The organism is Cytophagaceae bacterium ABcell3 (assembly GCA_030913385.1).
In the GTDB taxonomy this organism is placed as follows: Bacteria; Bacteroidota; Bacteroidia; order Cytophagales; family Cytophagaceae; genus ABcell3.
This window is the reverse complement of the sequence record CP133159.1, coordinates 3,919,887-3,935,711: the sequence shown is the minus strand read 5'-3', so window position 1 is coordinate 3,935,711 and position 15,825 is coordinate 3,919,887. Positions and strand designations below refer to the sequence as shown.

At 40.7% G+C, this 15,825-nt stretch carries 15 protein-coding genes; 10 read left to right on the top strand and 5 right to left on the bottom strand.

All coding sequences use genetic code 11. The features are described from left to right. Positions 1 to 340: 340 nt before the first annotated feature. Positions 341 to 1,360, bottom strand: coding sequence for a bile acid:sodium symporter family protein (locus RCC89_15975; GenBank protein WMJ74651.1), 1,020 nt, complete (start codon positions 1,358 to 1,360; stop codon positions 341 to 343). Between the two features lie 330 nt (positions 1,361 to 1,690). On the opposite strand from RCC89_15975, the gene RCC89_15970 reads away from it, so the two are divergent. After that, on the top strand, positions 1,691 to 2,896 hold the full coding sequence (locus RCC89_15970) for a porin (protein ID WMJ74650.1): 1,206 nt from the start codon (positions 1,691 to 1,693) through the stop codon (positions 2,894 to 2,896). After that, complete coding sequence (locus tag RCC89_15965) at positions 2,893 to 3,417, top strand: hypothetical protein (protein WMJ74649.1); 525 nt, start codon at positions 2,893 to 2,895, stop codon at positions 3,415 to 3,417. Before RCC89_15970 ends, RCC89_15965 begins: the two co-directional genes overlap by 4 nt. 7 nt (positions 3,418 to 3,424) lie before the next feature. On the opposite strand, the gene RCC89_15960 is transcribed toward RCC89_15965, so the two are convergent. Further along, complete coding sequence (locus tag RCC89_15960; protein ID WMJ74648.1) at positions 3,425 to 3,604, bottom strand: hypothetical protein; 180 nt, start codon at positions 3,602 to 3,604, stop codon at positions 3,425 to 3,427. Positions 3,605 to 3,973: 369 nt separating this feature from the next. On the opposite strand from RCC89_15960, the gene RCC89_15955 reads away from it, so the two are divergent. Further along, entirely contained in the window at positions 3,974 to 4,849 is an 876-nt protein-coding gene (locus RCC89_15955) for a DUF72 domain-containing protein (GenBank protein WMJ74647.1), read from the top strand. A 43-nt stretch (positions 4,850 to 4,892) separates the two neighbouring features. On the opposite strand, the gene RCC89_15950 is transcribed toward RCC89_15955, so the two are convergent. Beyond that, complete coding sequence (locus RCC89_15950) at positions 4,893 to 5,099, bottom strand: DUF3606 domain-containing protein (protein ID WMJ74646.1); 207 nt, start codon at positions 5,097 to 5,099, stop codon at positions 4,893 to 4,895. A 122-nt stretch (positions 5,100 to 5,221) separates the two neighbouring features. Beyond that, positions 5,222 to 5,944, bottom strand: coding sequence for an arginase family protein (locus RCC89_15945; protein WMJ74645.1), 723 nt, complete (start codon positions 5,942 to 5,944; stop codon positions 5,222 to 5,224). Positions 5,945 to 6,363: 419 nt separating this feature from the next. Here RCC89_15945 and RCC89_15940 point away from each other — a divergent pair, with 419 nt between their 5' ends. After that, entirely contained in the window at positions 6,364 to 6,786 is a 423-nt protein-coding gene (locus tag RCC89_15940; protein ID WMJ74644.1) for a hypothetical protein, read from the top strand. A 13-nt stretch (positions 6,787 to 6,799) separates the two neighbouring features. Then, positions 6,800 to 7,615 (top strand): YoaK family protein, encoded by an 816-nt coding sequence (locus RCC89_15935; GenBank protein ID WMJ74643.1) that lies wholly within the window; start codon positions 6,800 to 6,802, stop codon positions 7,613 to 7,615. 203 nt (positions 7,616 to 7,818) lie between these two features. Here RCC89_15935 and RCC89_15930 read toward each other — a convergent pair whose 3' ends face one another. Beyond that, complete coding sequence (locus RCC89_15930) at positions 7,819 to 9,147, bottom strand: hypothetical protein (GenBank protein ID WMJ74642.1); 1,329 nt, start codon at positions 9,145 to 9,147, stop codon at positions 7,819 to 7,821. A 221-nt stretch (positions 9,148 to 9,368) separates the two neighbouring features. Here RCC89_15930 and RCC89_15925 point away from each other — a divergent pair, with 221 nt between their 5' ends. From RCC89_15925 to RCC89_15905, 5 genes are all read left to right on the top strand, one after another. Next, the gene (locus tag RCC89_15925; GenBank protein WMJ74641.1) at positions 9,369 to 9,581 is read left to right on the top strand and encodes a hypothetical protein; all 213 of its coding nucleotides are present in this window, start codon (positions 9,369 to 9,371) and stop codon (positions 9,579 to 9,581) included. An 88-nt stretch (positions 9,582 to 9,669) separates the two neighbouring features. Continuing rightward, on the top strand, positions 9,670 to 10,077 hold the full coding sequence (locus tag RCC89_15920; GenBank protein WMJ74640.1) for a hypothetical protein: 408 nt from the start codon (positions 9,670 to 9,672) through the stop codon (positions 10,075 to 10,077). Positions 10,078 to 10,214: 137 nt separating this feature from the next. Beyond that, positions 10,215 to 10,712, top strand: a complete 498-nt coding sequence (locus RCC89_15915) for a DUF3347 domain-containing protein (protein ID WMJ74639.1) — start codon at positions 10,215 to 10,217, stop codon at positions 10,710 to 10,712. Positions 10,713 to 10,782: 70 nt separating this feature from the next. Continuing rightward, the gene (locus RCC89_15910) at positions 10,783 to 14,592 is read left to right on the top strand and encodes an efflux RND transporter permease subunit (protein ID WMJ74638.1); all 3,810 of its coding nucleotides are present in this window, start codon (positions 10,783 to 10,785) and stop codon (positions 14,590 to 14,592) included. Next, positions 14,589 to 15,824: a TolC family protein gene (locus tag RCC89_15905; GenBank protein ID WMJ74637.1), complete on the top strand. Its 1,236-nt coding sequence runs from the start codon at positions 14,589 to 14,591 to the stop codon at positions 15,822 to 15,824. The genes RCC89_15910 and RCC89_15905 overlap by 4 nt, the downstream gene beginning before the upstream one ends. Position 15,825 lies beyond the last annotated feature (1 nt).

The following is a 15,825-nucleotide window of genomic DNA, read 5'->3' as shown; positions in this document are numbered from 1 at the left end:
TAAAAATATTGGAAAAGTTATAAATTTATTAAGTAAGGACTTACTTCTTCAGACAGCAAACCTACGTCGGTTGTTATAAATTTATATTAACCTTTCCCCCTTGATAAGGGTGTTTACTTAGATGCTTTTTGGGAAATTTACTCTCTATAATAAGTTTAGTAGTGTTTTTGTTTTACGTAAACCAGACTCTTTTGTTGGTTTGAGGTAAGTTTTGAGAGTAATTGAGTGATATACACCGTTTTTTATTGTGGTATTTTTTTAAGGAAAAAATGCTATTTTTCTGTTATATACATGTTTGAACAAGTAATTTTTGTTAAAAAAAACTTGTTTAAATAAAGTATTATGCTTGTAAGGTTTTTTTTCTAGCTATTTTTCTGGCCACTATACTTGTGATCAGTAACTGCATGGCATGGTAAACCATGGTGGGTAGGAGTACTACTCCAATAATGGTGGGGTCAGGAAAAAGCACTTTTGACATGACCGTGCCATGTACAAGAGATTTTTTTGATCCGCAAAAAATGGTGGTAGATTGATCAGCTTGGCTAAACTTTAGTAGTTTACTAATAAAATGCATAATCCCATAAACAAGGAAAAAGAGGGCTAACATAGCACCTCCTAACAAAAGTAAGTCCGATTTGCTTATCCCAGAAAACATATCTTGGGCAAAAGAGTCGCTGAAAGAGGTGTAAATGATGAGTAGGATGACAAATTGATCAAAAAATTTAAGCTTTGTTTTTTGCCGCTCGGCAAAGGCGCCCCAGTACCTATTGAGTATTAAACCCAAAATAACAGGAACCAAAACCTGGATAAGTAAGCTGCCAAATACATTTAAGAAATCAAAAGCTTCAGGGTTTGCTGTCAGAAAAACACCCATCCAAAGTGGGGTAATGATGATTCCTGCCAAACTTGATATGCTGGCATTAAAAATAGCTGCCGGAATATTGCCTCCAGCAATGGAAACCATTACTACAGAAGATGAAACGGTGGAGGGAAGTGCTGCCAAATAAAAAATGCCGAGCCATAGGAGTTCATGCTCCGTTCCTTGATACAATGGATAGGAGGGTAGGATAATTAATGGGAACAATAAAAATGTACTCAACTGGACTACAATGTGCACTTTCCAGCTACTAAGCCCAGCCCTAAGCTTCTCGGGACTTAGCTTTAATCCATATAAAAAGAAGATTCCCGAAACACCATATCTGGCAATTTGGCTCAGTGAAAAAGTGCCTTCCTGAATTCCTGGTCCAGGCCAAAATCTCGCAGCCACTATCATTGCTATGAGTGCCAGTAGAAACCAGTCCACGCCAAACCTTGCAGCCAAAGATGAAGTGTTCTTAAATTTTTCGGTTAAACTTTTCAATGATATTCCAGTATGTTTGGATTTAAACCTGAAATGTGTGATAATTCTCTGTTTATTAGTGGAGTAACTTAAAATTAGTGGCCTATGTCATATTTGTGTCTTCGCCATAGCGCTGCTACTTTACGACTCAAAAACGCTGATCTATTGTTTCTTTGCTCCTTATGACGAAACCTATCGCATAATTCAGTTTCAAATTAGCTGTATTTTTTAGTGAAATGAAAATTTCCTGCTAAATAATCATTTTGCTTGGAAAGATGAATTAACAATTTCTTAACTTTGAGTTAACATTTTCTTAATATTGGTACCATTCAATATATTCTTTCAGTTTTAATGAATAAGTGCTTTTATCTTTTGATGTTACTGGCTTTGGTCTCTTTTGCGGCAGAAGCTCAGCAGACTCCTTCTGCTCCAATGACTTCATTTAAACGAGGTATGGAGGTGGTAGCGCCAGATAGCATATTTTCAATCAATTTCAGATTCCGGATGCAAAACCGGGCTGTGTATAACAGTGTTTCAGGAAGCGATTTGTCGGCATCAGAGCTTGAGGCAAGGGTGAGAAGGTTACGTCTCCGCTTTGAAGGTTTTATGTATCACCCCAAGCTGACCTACTTAATACAATTATCTTTTTCCCGTGGCGATATGGATTGGTCTGTGCGCCATAACTCACCTATCAATGAAAGCCCTAATGTGGTGAGGGATGCGGTTGTGTTTTATAGGCCTAACAGAAATTTAATACTTATTTTTGGGCAAACCAAACTTCCTGGAAATAGACAAAGGGTTATATCTTCTGGTGACCAGCAATTTATAGATCGGTCTATTGTAAATGTGCTATATAATATTGATCGTGATTTTGGCTTTCAGTTTCATTACCTAAATAATATAGGGAGGTTTCATTATATTTTAAAAGGAGCTTTAACAGGAGGCGATGGTAGAAATGTAAACTTTACCAACCCAGGACTTTCCTATACGGGGCGGTTAGAACTCTTGCCGTTAGGGAATTTTACCAATATGGGTGATTTGTTTGAAGGAGACTTAGCAAGGGAGGAAAGCCCAAAAATTGCTTTGGCTGGAGGGTACAATTTTAATGAAAGGGCTCGTAGGACTGGTGGGCAAATTGGTTTGGACCTTTTTGAAGAGCGGGATATTCATACTTATATTTTTGATGCTTTGCTTAAGTACAGAGGCTTTGCTTTTTATACCGAGTTTATGCACAGAAATGTCAACGATCCTGTAACGTATAATCCTGAAGGACAAGCCCGACATATTATTACGGGAAATGGCAAGCTTTTTCAAATGAGTTATCTTTTTAAAAATGACTTTGAAGTGGCTGGACGTTTTGCCAGTGCTGACCCTGGAGAAGATGTGTCGTTATTCGCTTTTGCGGAAGATGTTTATACTGCAGGCGTGACCAGGTATATAAGAAATCATAGGCTAAAAGTTCAGGCAAATGTCTCCTTTCACAATCAAACAGGGGCTTTGGCAGAGCATATGAGGAACTTCTGGAGCGCTGGGGTGCAGATGGAGTTAGGAATATGAATGCTGTTGAAAACTTTAGGCAAGTGCTTCTTGAAGAGTTTTCAGGACTTGAACAATATGTTCAAAAATCTGCCTTATTAGCTGAAAAACATAAAGCTACTGATTTCACACCATTCTTTATTCGAAACGCGCTTTTTACTACAATATGGTCTTTTTCAGAATTTTCTTTGAGACGGTACTGTGAAATATTGACAGAAGATAATCATGGCTTGGCAAAACGGGTGCGTAAGCTAAATCGTATTTATCAATTCCATGAGTTTTTAAAAAATGACCTTCAGTTTGAGCTAGGGCATGTGCAGGGGGAGTGGGAAAAGTTGGAGCTGTACAAAGGTGTTAGGAACTGTCTTGTTCACCATCCTACCAAAGTTAAGGACGTGCATCCCCGTACCTATGAATTTATTAAAAATGATGCGCGTATTTTGTTCGAAGAACCTGATTTTTTCCGAATAGTGGAAGTTAGTCTTGTTTTTGACTTATTGGATGTGTCTAAAAAATACCTTCTAGGGATCATGTTGCGTTAATTACGCGTTAAGCCACAATGATGGGCAAGTGCTTGATCTTAAGTGCGACTCTGTGCAAGGCTCTAGTCACCTTGCATAGCGTTAATCCTTCAAAGGTCTTACTTATGTTTAGGACATCGTTGTTGATGATTAGTTCCTGCGCCGCTACTGCTTCTGCTTTGACCGCACCGGCACCTATTTTGGTCACCTTGGTATTTTGCAGGTGGTCGTGTTGGTCTTATTACGGTGTGCTGTTTTGGCCGTGGCTTAGGTCTTACTGCTTGTTTAGGGACTTCTTTTTCCGGGATTTTATAGAAAGGTACAGAGGAATTTGTGGCAATGGCTAATCGATGGCATGAGCCTAAAAGAAGTGGGAATAAAAAAAGTATAAAAAAATGTTTCATGGGCTGTTTACGTTTTTAAAGGATAAACAATAAGTATGCCAGTATATAGGCAGTTTTAATCTGGATTATGCATTAGATGACCAATACACTTCCTGTTAATAATGTTTTGTTCCTGCTTTAGAAAGTAACTAAATTCACAGCATTAGTTTTGCAGCACTTTTAAATTTTATAAAATGAAATTTGGTAAGGTAGATAATCCTGAAGAAGTAGATTTTTCGCTTCCTAAAGATCACCCACGAACATATGATATCTTGCAGAAAAGTAGGGGAGGTTCCGCATTTGAAGTGTATGTGGGATGTGCAAAGTGGAACAGGACTGATTTGAAAAATTTCTATCCAAGAGGTACAAAAGATGAACTGGGTTATTACTCTACACAGTTTAACAGTATTGAGCTAAATGCTACTTTTTATAATGCCCCTTCTAGCGCACAAGTTGAAACCTGGAAGAATAAGACGCCAGAAGGGTTTAAGTTCTTTCCCAAATTGACTAATTCAATAAGCCACTATAAACGCCTTATTGATGTCCGACAGCCAACAGAAGCTTTTTGCGATGCGGTAAGTAAGTTTGAGGAAAAACTGGGTATGGTCTTTCTGCAAATGCACGACAATTTTAAACCTAAAGACTTTGACAGGGTCGAAAAGTTTGTTCGGGAATTTCCCAAAGGAATTCCTTTGGCGCTGGAAGTTCGTAATCAAGAGTGGTTTAGCAATCAGGATATTGCGGAGCAGTTTTACCAGCTACTTGAAGACAATCACATTACAAACATTATTGTGGACACAGCTGGGAGAAGGGATATGTTGCATATGCGTTTGACATCACCTACGGCCTTTATAAGATACGTAGGAGCGAACCATGCAAGTGATTATACCCGTCTGGATGAGTGGCTGGAGCGGATTAAGGTTTGGAGAGATCATGGTTTAAAAGAACTATTCTTTTTTGTTCATCAGAATGTGGAGAAGGAGTCCCCACTTTTATCTGCTTATTTTATTGAAAAACTGAACCAAGCCTTTGACCTGGATTTGAAGATTCCTGAAACATTAAATAAGTGAAATAGAAAAAAGCCCCTCTTTATAGGCAAGGGGGCTTTTGGTTTTACTTTTTATTTAAGAAAGTTTTTATGTTTTCAATTTTATCGCCAACCATATAAATGGCCTCTTCAATATCTTCTTGAGTTACGCCAAATTTAGTGGCATAATATTTTACCTCTTGAGCGTCAAACAGGTTTACATGCTTTCTGGCTTCTGGCCCTTTTAAGTTTTTGTTCTGCCTGACCTTTTCCATATTATTATTGTTCTCCATACTCCTCCTTTTTATATTGAAAACAATTTTGCTTTCCTTGAAAGTTTCTTAATACCTGTAGCGCATCAGTGTCTTTTGCTCATTCCCATTTTAAAGGTTAAAAAGATGCCTAAAGATAATTATTAGGCACTTTTTTCGGGGAAAAATCCATCATCGTCAGTGTTAGTAGGGTGGAGGGGAACAACATTATTTTTCGCTTGTAGTGCCTCAAGGATGACTAAATTAGCTGTTTGGTTCAATTGGCAGGCTTCTTTGTTTTTAGGCACAGGAAGTTCCCCGCAAATATCTACGCCTACAATGGTGTGCTTTCTTAAAGTATGTAGAATGTCACTTAACTGTGCTAATGTCATACAACCATGGTCCCAATCTGTTTTTGCAGATTCATCCTTTAAGGCATCTTTGTCTATGCTTATATAAAGAGGCAAGGTTGGTGTAAGTGCATTTAATTTAGGTAACAGTGAACAGTTTAATTCTGAGGTGGGTATGTATATGATTTTGTCTGAAAAAGATTGGCTTTTTAATAAGTTTGGATATCGGTCGTGTACTCCGATCATTAAAACAGAAATCAAAAGAGGGTTACTTTCCAAAGCTTTGGCAACCCAGTTTCCACAATGCAAAAAATCTGAAGTTATAGCGTCAGAATGGTGGTCAATAAGTATAAGTGAAAAAGGTTCTTTGATTTTCTTTATCAGAAAGTATGATAGATAATGATAGTTGCCACTTCCTAAAAAGGTGATGCCTGTGTTGATTCTATCAATAAACGATTGAATATTTTGCTGAAGGTGTACAGGGGGATACATGTGTTTCCTCAATGACAATGGCAGAGGATATATCCCAGAAGCCATATTTTTCAGAGTTGTCTGTTGTGTATAGCTCTGGTCGGTATCTAAAATATTGATATGAGCCGGATCAAAACCCATTAAACCAAGTATTAGTATAACTGAACAATGTGCAAATATACCTGAAGAATCTGAAAAAAACGCCATTCAAAGATGGAGGGTGCCTTATTTTTCGATTGCTAAAAATTTTATAATAATTTGCTAGAGTAAAAAAAACTTGTTTTTTTGTAACCTTAAATGAATTAATCTTGGACTAACGTTGTTCCTGACAAGGTTATAATACTATAACAAGAAGCTCTTTTCCTTAAGTTCTTGAAAGAGGTAAGGCCGTTATAAGGTTCAGTATTCCGCCTCGATTTTCCATCATTATTTTATTGGAGATAAAGGAAGTCCATGTTTGGACTTCTATAAATTAACATAGGTATATGATTAATAGGTTTATTTTATTTTTATTGTTCCCCATTCTTTTAACCTCCTGCTCTGACCATCCTGAAGAAAAAATTCTGGGCAAATGGGTTGAAGTCAAGTCAGAATATGAGGATTATGAGGTGAAAAAGCTGCAAGATCACGGTCATAGAGAAATTAGGAGACATGAGACAGAAGTATGGGTTTTTCGCCCCGATCACTCTTTTGAGATCACTAATAAGGAAGGAGCAGTTGCCCAAGGCGATTGGACGCTTTTAGGAAGGGGACATATCTTAAAGTTAAAGTACTCTGACGGTGAACCTGAGGTGTATGATATTACTAACCTTGATGAGGAGGCGCTGGAATTAAATATCGATATTGGAATGGAGATTAAAGGAGTAGCCCGGCTATTCTTTCAGAAAAGTAATGTGATAAACGATTAAAAACAGGTATTGAATGTATAGAAAAATAGGAAAATACAGAACATTTAACGATAACATCCGATTGGCTTCTTACCTGTCTACCACGGCAGGTATTGTCAATGTAGCCAGTATTATGGCATTTTATGTGTTGACAACCAATGTAACAGGCCATATGGCTATATTGTCAGAGGAAATAGCTAAAAATCATTGGCATCAAGTATTTATTCTCGCCGTATGGTTGTTTATGTTTATTTTTGGATCTTTTGTTTCTACCTTTTTTTCCCTTGTAATTGGAAAGAAAAACCCAAAGCCATATAATTATGCTACTATCTTATTTGAAGCAATACTATTGTTCGGAATAGGTATTTATGGCATGTATTTTTATCAGGAACGCTTGATTGAGGCCGAATGGCTTTCAGCTATACTGCTTTTTTCCATGGGTTTGCAAAATGCTTTGGTGACACACATATCTAATGCCGTAGTGCGTACAACTCACTTAACAGGACTTTTTACTGATCTAGGAATTGAACTGGCCGCATTGTTCAATGCAGATACAGATAAAAAGGTGCTTCAAAAAAAATTAAAGCTTAGGTTTACCATTCTTTTCTTTTACTTCATCGGGGGCGTCCTAGGGGGGTATGCATTTCTGCATTATGGTTTTAAAGTGTTCTATTTAGCAGCAGGCATTTTATTGTTCTCACTAGGTTATGACAACCTCAAGTACATTGTCTTAAAAATCAAACGTAAACTTTTGAAAAAGGCATTAGGGGCTAAAAGGTACGAAAAGGTCAGGGAATCTTTTGCTTTTAGTGGTTCAGACGCTGACAGAAACATTTTGAATAGTAAATAATAAAGTGACGTCTCAGTACAGTAGTTGGTAGAACAAGATATGCCTTGTAGAAACCACTATTGTACTGAGCTTTTTCTGGTCTGAACGGTATGTCCTGTTTTAACCTTGAGAAACGCAATAAGATCTCTATGCTTTGCGACGCAAAAGTACTGATTTGTTGTGTTTTGCTCCTCATGGTGAAATCTATAGTTTAAAATTCAGGTTTAATGTCTCATCATAGGAGGTATCATTCTTAAAAAAACTTGATATGCCATGGTGTTTTGTGCTCCGTAGTAAGATATCAGCTCAGGACTTGTTCTATGAAAAGTTACTGTGAAACCGCCATCTAGCCAGAAATGCTTGTTTTTTAGAAGATAAACGGAGGCGCCGGGCTTTATGGCTCCTATCCAAACGTTTTCGTATTCATCAATATGATGGTCGTTGTGTCCATTATTGTTATGATGGTCATTGACCCCGATGCCTAGTTCATGAAAAGACTTTTCCAACAGTTCAGCTCTGACAAATAAGTTGAACCTTGAGGCTTGAAGTGCTGATTCCAATAAAAATGAGTTGGAGGGAAGGATGTCATCAGGTACAGCCCTGTCCCAGCTTCTGTTAAGCCCATATACTAAGGAAGAAGAAAGTACACTCTCGGTGTTCAGCCATACATTGTGAAGGATAGAGGCCGTTAAGCGGTTTACATCCCTTTCCGGTTCATGTACTTCTGGTGAATGGAGGTAGCTATATGATGCCTGTAGTGCCAAAGATTTGCCCAGTAAATAGTTTATCCTGCCGCTGAAGGAGTCAAACCGTGGCTCGTCAAACCATAATCTATCTTCTCCTGGTTCCCTGCCTGTAAACCATGAACCTTCTATTCTCAACCTTTTGTACCGAAAACCTGTTGTGGCTACACCATAAATAATATGTGTGGCATCTTGCCAGTGGTGACCTAATGGAGAATCAGGAATGTTCAGGCCAGATGGCCGATGCATGAAGGCAGGAGGGCCTAAAGCCGGTTCGCCGGGATAGCCAAGGTAAACATAGCCATCTATATCTTCAGTAAAGGCATAGCTGTACGCAATTGATAGCTCCGAAAACAGGTCATGAGGGTGTTGTCGGTCTATTAATGGCTCCCCTTGATAAGTTTCTCCTGTTTGATAAAGTAACGGATAGCCATTTCCTCCCATGATCAGTGGGTCGGCCGACAACATACCTCTTACAGATAGTAAACCGCGCTTGCCAACTTTTCTATTAGCCATTCCCATCACCCATGTGGGCATAAAAAATTCGTTGGTACCTCGGTAATCAGGATTGTGTGGGTTTTGAAAAGTATAAGCAGGAAATATACCATAATGTAGCATCATATTCCACGCTCCTGATTGGGTAAAGTTCATGTACATGGGAGAGTTTGTTGGGTGCCATGCAGTTCCGGAACCATTGACCGTCATAGGTAAGTTTCTGGAGAGGAAGGAAGGGGCTTCATCCATGTCATGCTCATCATGTGCATGGTGATCGTCATGTTCCTCGTCATTCCCATGGGGGTGTTGAGCCATTCCTAACTCACATTTGCATATACACAAAGTCAACAACAAAAAAAAATACGCCTCTTTCATTTACAGGGAATTGTTTTATTTTGAGTTAACTAACAGGTTGGTTGTGTAATTGTTTGAGGCAGTTTATAGGATAATTAAATTCTATAACACAAATCAAAAATTATGTAACAGATTCCTTTTGCAGACTTGTTACATTTGTAGAGTATAAAAAAATATTAGCAATGAAGACTTTAAAATTTAAGACCAATATTAACTGTTCTAGCTGTGTAGCAAAAGTGTCTCCGTTTCTTAACGAACTTAGCGGTGTCGAGTGGCAGGTGGATACAACTGATCCAGATAAAGTGTTAACAGTAAAAGGTGAAAATATTAGCTCTGTAGAAATTCAGGAAAAAATCAAACAAGTTGGGTTTACCTCTGAAATTGTAAACGTTTGATATTTTTTGATGATTCATATCATTTTGTATATTGCATCATGTCAAAACCTTAATGTAATTATTTTACTTGCTTTGCGTTAACAAACAAATGCATAAACTTTTATCCATATCGCTCGCAGCACTCATTTTGTTTCTGTCACTGAAGGTTACAGTAGCAGTACATTATTGTGAAGATGAGATCGCACAGGCTGCTTTAGGTCTAGGGATGCCTGATCAATTGGGCTGTGGTATGGAGGAAAGAAAAGGTAATTGCGAAACGCCAACATTAAATAAAGACTCCTGCTGTGATGATTTCATAGCAGAGGCTTTTCTTGATACTGAATATAGCTATACGCACAAAGTGCTTAGCTTTGATGTTTTTTACGGAATTATCCCTTCTTTTCATGAGGCTATAGTGTCGAATTTAGGCTCATGGCAGAAGGCTACAGTTCATTATAAGCCCCCTCTTGAAATATCTTCTGTTATCCGTCCTTTAATACAGGTTTTCATAATTTAAAAATCACCCACTTGAGTGCTATATAGAGCTGTTGTTCTACTTTTAAAATATTTGTGGAGGCATTTCCTATTTATCTATATGCGTTATATGTCTTTACAACCTGGGTAAAATTTAAATTATACTAAAACTTTGAGATTATGAAAACTGTCAAAAGGTCGATAATATTTGTGTTCACTTTAGTGCTTTCTTCTTTCTTTTTACATGCCGAAGTATTGCTGCCTTCAGAATCGGTAAGCAAGTTGCTGCAGCAGTATTATTCACTAAAAGACGCATTGATTAAGTCGGATGCTACACTTTCAGCTAAGGAGGCGGAAAAAATGCTGCATTTGACAGAGAAAATATCTGCTTCAAAAGTACCAGATAAGGAGCTGGTTGAAAAGCTTAAGGTAAGCCTTAAGAAAATATCAGAAGCATCTGATTTGGACATCCAACGAAAAGAGTTTAAACCTCTGTCTGAAAATATGCATGCATTTATTGCATTTTCAGGCTATAAGCATAAAAAGGTCTATGTACAGCATTGTCCAATGGCCTTGGGAAATCAGGGCGGAGTCTGGCTTTCTAATGAAAAGGAAATCAGAAACCCTTACTTTGGCGATAAAATGCTGAAGTGTGGTGTGGTACAGGAAGAGTTGTAATATAGTCATGGACTAAAAGTACAGTATAGTGCTTTAGGTGTATTTTTTCTATGACTTTAAACCTGATTTTATGCTTAATATTCTTATCAAGTTTTTTCTGGAGAATAAATTGGTGACGGTTTTGGTGCTTCTTGCCTTTATTGGCTTGGGCATTGTTACCGCTCCGTTTAATTGGGATACAGGCTTTCTCCCCCGTGATCCGGTGGCCGTTGATGCTATTCCCGATATCGGTGAAAACCAGCAGATCGTCTTTACTGAATGGATGGGGCGTAGTCCGCAGGATGTGGAAGATCAGATAACCTATCCGCTTACAACTTCCTTAATGGGATTGCCGGGGGTGAAAAGTATTCGAAGTACCTCCATGTTCGGCTTTTCAAGTATTTACCTCATTTTTGATGATGATGTGGAGTATTATTGGAGCCGTACAAGGGTTTTGGAGAAATTAAACGCGCTTTCTGCCGGGCTACTGCCTTCTGATGTCCAGCCAAAACTTGGGCCTGATGCCACGGCTTTGGGGCAGATTTACTGGTTTACTTTGGAAGGGAGGGATGAAAACGGAAATCCTGCCGGAGGCTGGGATCTGCATGAGCTGCGGTCAATTCAGGACTTCTATGTGAAGTATGGACTGTCCGGTGCAGAGGGGGTTTCGGAAGTGGCCTCTATAGGTGGCTTTGTTAAAGAGTATCAGGTAGACCTGGATCCTTCTGCCATGAAGGCGCATAATGTCTCTATGATGCAGGTGGTAGATGCTTTACGCAAAAGCAATGAGGATGTGGGGGCAAATACGGTTGAGATCAACATGGTAGAGTATTACGTTCGTGGCCTTGGGTATGTTAAAAATCTGGACGATATCGAACGGGAGGTGGTACGGGTGGCCAATGATGTTCCAATCCGGATCCGTGATATTGCCCGCGTGAATATCGGACCTGCACCCAGGGGGCATGGAGGTTTCCTGGATAAAGGTGGTGCGGAGGCGGTAGGGGGTGTGGTAGTCGCACGCTATGGCGAGAACCCTATGAAGGTCATAGAAAATGTAAAAGAGAAAATAGCAGAAATATCCCCGGGGCTGCCATCTAAAAAACTGGCAGATGGCAGGACTTCCAAAGTGACTATTGTTCCTTTTTATGACCGTTCGCAGCTGATACAGGAGACCTTGGGTACCTTGTATGAGGCCATCAGCTTGCAGGTGCTGATTACCATAATTGTGATTATTATTATGGTTTTGCACCTGAGGGCTTCATTGATCATTTCGGCCATTCTTCCCCTGGCGGTGCTGATGACCTTTATTATGATGCGCTACTTCAATGTCGACGCCAATATAGTCGCATTGTCTGGTATAGCCATTGCCATCGGTACCATGGTGGACCTGGGCATAATTCTCAGTGAGAACATTCTCAGGCATAAAGAAGAAGCTCCGGCAGGCCAGTCCACTCTGACCACCGTTTATAATGCCACAACTGAGGTTGCTTCGGCCATCGTTACGGCAGTTTCTACCACCATTATCAGTTTTGTGCCGGTATTTACCCTTCAGGCCGCCGAAGGCAAATTATTTTCTCCTCTGGCATATACCAAGACTTTTGCACTGGTAGCTGCTTTGTTTATTACTCTTTTCATTCTTCCTTCTTTGGCGCACTGGTTGTTTTCAAAGAGAAAAGGAAAAAGGAATTACCGTTTATATTTTCATTGCCTATTGCTGGCGCTTGGTGTAGCATGTGTTTGGGTTTTGCCATGGGCTGGGCTTTTTCTAACAGCTTTAAGTTTCAATATGTTGATGCTTGACCTTCCGGGAAAAATGGGCATTTTAAAGAAGAATGGTGGATTCAGGCAATTTCATAAAAAGCATTATAAAACCATAACCAGTCTTCTTGTGGCCTTGGTTGTTAGCTGGCTTCTTGCGGAACAGTGGATGCCTTTAGGGGTGCGACATGCACAGGTTTTTAACTTCCTGTTTGTGTTGTTTGTCGTGGGGCTGGTACTTGGGGTTTTTAAGTATTTTATCAAAATCTATCCACTATTGCTTCATTGGGCGCTGGCAAACAAAGGTAAATTCCTGCTTTTGCCTGCCTTTATTATGCTGTTGGGCTTTAATGTCTGGCTTGGATTTTCTAATATCTTTGGTTTTGTGGCCAGCGGTTTTGACAGGCTGAACATGAATATCAGGACTACAGGTGTGTGGACTACACTGGCGCATGCCTTTCCGGGCATGGGCAAGGAATTTATGCCGGCCCTTGATGAAGGTTCTTTCCTGCTTATGCCTACTTCTATGCCACATTCTGGTGTGGAGGCTAACCGTGTTTATTTGCAGGCTTTGGATATGCGGGTACAGTCTATTCCTGAAGTGGATATGGTAGTGGGTAAAGCCGGTAGGGTAGAAAGTGCCCTGGACCCTGCACCTATAAGCATGTTTGAGAACGTGATTTTGTACAAGCCTGAATACAAAACCGATGAAAATGGTTATCGAATCCGTTTTGCTGTAAACGATGAAGGGGAGTTCCTGCGTGATGAAAACAATGAACTAATTCCTGATCGCAGAGGTCAGTATTACCGTCAGTGGCGTGACCATATCAACTCGCCGGACGATATCTGGAGCGAGATAACCCAAGTAACTTCTGGTATTCCCGGTTTGACTTCAGCGCCGAAGTTGCAACCTATTGAAACCCGCCTGGTTATGTTACAGACCGGCATGCGTGCGCCTATGGGTATCAAGGTTTTCGGTCCCGACTTAAAAGTAATAGAAGATTTCAGCTTGCGCCTGGAGGACATTCTCAAAGAGGTGCCTTCTGTAAAATCGGAAGCTGTGTTTGCGGATCGGAGTCTTGGGAAGCCTTATCTGGAGATAGAACTCGACCGGGTGGCCATGGGCAGGTATGGGCTGAATATTGGCGATGTGCAGATGTATATAGAAGTTGCCCTTGGGGGTATGCCTTTGACTACTACCGTGGAAGGGCGGGAGCGCTATAATATCCGTGCCAGGTATCCCAGAGAGCTGCGCGATGACCCGGAGGCTATTGGCAATGTGCTTATTCCTACCATGAATGGCCCCCAGATCCCCCTTCGGGAAATAGCAGAAATTGTATACCGCTCAGGGCCTATGATGATAAGGGGCGAAAATACCTTTCTTACCGGTTATGTACTACTGGACAAAAAAGCGGGTTTTGCGGAAGTGTCTGTAGTGGAAGAGGCCAGAAATTATATTGAAAGCAAGATTGCAGCCGGGGAACTGGAAGTGCCTTCAGGGGTAAGCTACCAGTTTTCAGGAAGCTATGAAAATCAGGTTCGGGCAGAAAAGCGACTGGCCTTTGTTATACCAGTGGTGTTGGCCCTGATTTTTCTCATCCTTTATTTTCAATTCCGATCGGCGACTACTTCCCTAATGATTTTCTCTGCCATTGCTCTGGCTTTTTCAGGTGGGTTTATGATGCTGTGGCTCTACGGGCAGGGTTGGTTTATGAACATTGATGTTGGTGGGACAAACCTGAGAGACCTGTTCCAGATGCGCGCATTTAACTTAAGTGTGGCTGTATGGGTGGGTTTTATTGCTTTGTTTGGTATTGCTACAGACGATGGTGTAGTTATTGGAACCTATCTGAACCAAAGTTTTGAAAGAAACGCTCCTTCAAATATTAAAGAAGTAAGAAATGCGGTGCTGGAGGCCGGCCTTAAAAGGGTACGGCCTTGCCTGATGACTACTGCTACTACTTTGCTCGCTTTATTGCCTGTGCTTACCTCTTCCGGTAGGGGGGCGGATATCATGATTCCTATGGCTATTCCTGCTTTTGGTGGTATGGCCGTAGCATTGGTTACCCTATTCCTGGTGCCGGTATTGTTTGCTTTGCGGGAAGAGCGGAAGTTTAAGAACGATAAATCTGTGAAGTTATGAGAAGGTTATTTTTTATACTATTACTATGTTTTCCGGTAGTTTCCAGTGGGCAGACACTGGAGGAGTACCTGATTGTGGCCTCCGAAAATAATCCGGGACTGAAAGCTGCTTATAATGACTATATGGCCGCTATGGAGCAGGTGCCGCAGGTTGGAGCGCTTCCTGATCCTGAACTTGGCTTTGGCTTTTTTATACGTCCTATGCAGTTCCCCATGGGCAACCAGCGAGCAGATTTGCAACTAATGCAGATGTTTCCCTGGTTTGGTACACTCCGCACCCGTCGGGACGAGGCTTCTAAAATGGCCTTGGCTCGTTTCGAGGTGTTCCAGAATGCTAAGAATGAGCTTCACTATCAGGTGAAAAATACTTGGTATGAGCTATATCAGTTGGAAGAAGAAATAAGGTTTACCAATGAAAACCTCGAAATACTGAAGTCTTTTGAGCGCTTGGCCATGAACCGATACAGGGCTGGAGCTTCTGGAATGGCGGATGTGCTGAGGGTGAAGATGCAGATAAAAGAGCTGGAAGCCCAATTAGAATTACTGGATGACAACAAAGTTCCGCTGCGTACGGAGTTCAACCGATATCTTCATAGGGATTTAGAAGAACCTGTATCAATTACCGATACCTTGTCAGTGGCCGATTTGCCAGTGGGGTGGCGTACCTGGGCGGACAGTATGATGCAGCATAACCCTATGCTCAGAATGCTGGATGCGGAAAAAGATGCTCTGGAAGACCGCAAGCGGATGGCCAGGCTGGAAGGGAGACCGATGTTTGGTGTAGGCTTGAATTATATGGTTTTTAGTCCCCTTACTGAAAATGGAGCTGCCGTTGGAGGCCATAATATGGTTATGCCTATGGTCAAAATGTCCTTGCCGGTTTATCGCAGAAAGTATAGGGCCATGGCCAATGAGGCAGATTTTGGTCAAAAAGCGGTGGAACTTAGAAAAGAGGATATGCAGAATGAGCTGATGACGGAGTGGTCTCGGAGTGTTCGTGATCTCGAAAATTCTGAACGTAAGATCAGGCTTTATCAGGAACAAGAGGCTTTGGCACGACAAACCCTGGATATCCTTCTTACTTCTTATGCCTCGGACGGACAAGATTTTGAAGAAGTGCTGAGAATGCAGCAACAATTAATAGATTATCAGTTAAAGCTCGTTAACGCTCTGGTAGACCAGCATGCCACGGTGGCCATGTTGGAAATGCTGGCAGCAACAGGGCTGGACTAAA

Coding starts and splice junctions, on each gene's coding strand:
- RCC89_15970 (WMJ74650.1), top strand. CDS start 1,691: ATGAATAAGTGCTTTTATCTTTTGATGTTACTGGCTTTGGTCTCTTTT.
- RCC89_15965 (WMJ74649.1), top strand. CDS start 2,893: ATGAATGCTGTTGAAAACTTTAGGCAAGTGCTTCTTGAAGAGTTTTCA.
- RCC89_15955 (WMJ74647.1), top strand. CDS start 3,974: ATGAAATTTGGTAAGGTAGATAATCCTGAAGAAGTAGATTTTTCGCTT.
- RCC89_15950 (WMJ74646.1), bottom strand. CDS start 5,099: ATGGAGAACAATAATAATATGGAAAAGGTCAGGCAGAACAAAAACTTA.
- RCC89_15945 (WMJ74645.1), bottom strand. CDS start 5,944: ATGGCTTCTGGGATATATCCTCTGCCATTGTCATTGAGGAAACACATG.
- RCC89_15940 (WMJ74644.1), top strand. CDS start 6,364: ATGATTAATAGGTTTATTTTATTTTTATTGTTCCCCATTCTTTTAACC.
- RCC89_15935 (WMJ74643.1), top strand. CDS start 6,800: ATGTATAGAAAAATAGGAAAATACAGAACATTTAACGATAACATCCGA.
- RCC89_15930 (WMJ74642.1), bottom strand. CDS start 9,147: ATGGCTCAACACCCCCATGGGAATGACGAGGAACATGACGATCACCAT.
- RCC89_15925 (WMJ74641.1), top strand. CDS start 9,369: ATGAAGACTTTAAAATTTAAGACCAATATTAACTGTTCTAGCTGTGTA.
- RCC89_15920 (WMJ74640.1), top strand. CDS start 9,670: ATGCATAAACTTTTATCCATATCGCTCGCAGCACTCATTTTGTTTCTG.
- RCC89_15915 (WMJ74639.1), top strand. CDS start 10,215: ATGAAAACTGTCAAAAGGTCGATAATATTTGTGTTCACTTTAGTGCTT.
- RCC89_15910 (WMJ74638.1), top strand. CDS start 10,783: ATGCTTAATATTCTTATCAAGTTTTTTCTGGAGAATAAATTGGTGACG.
- RCC89_15905 (WMJ74637.1), top strand. CDS start 14,589: ATGAGAAGGTTATTTTTTATACTATTACTATGTTTTCCGGTAGTTTCC.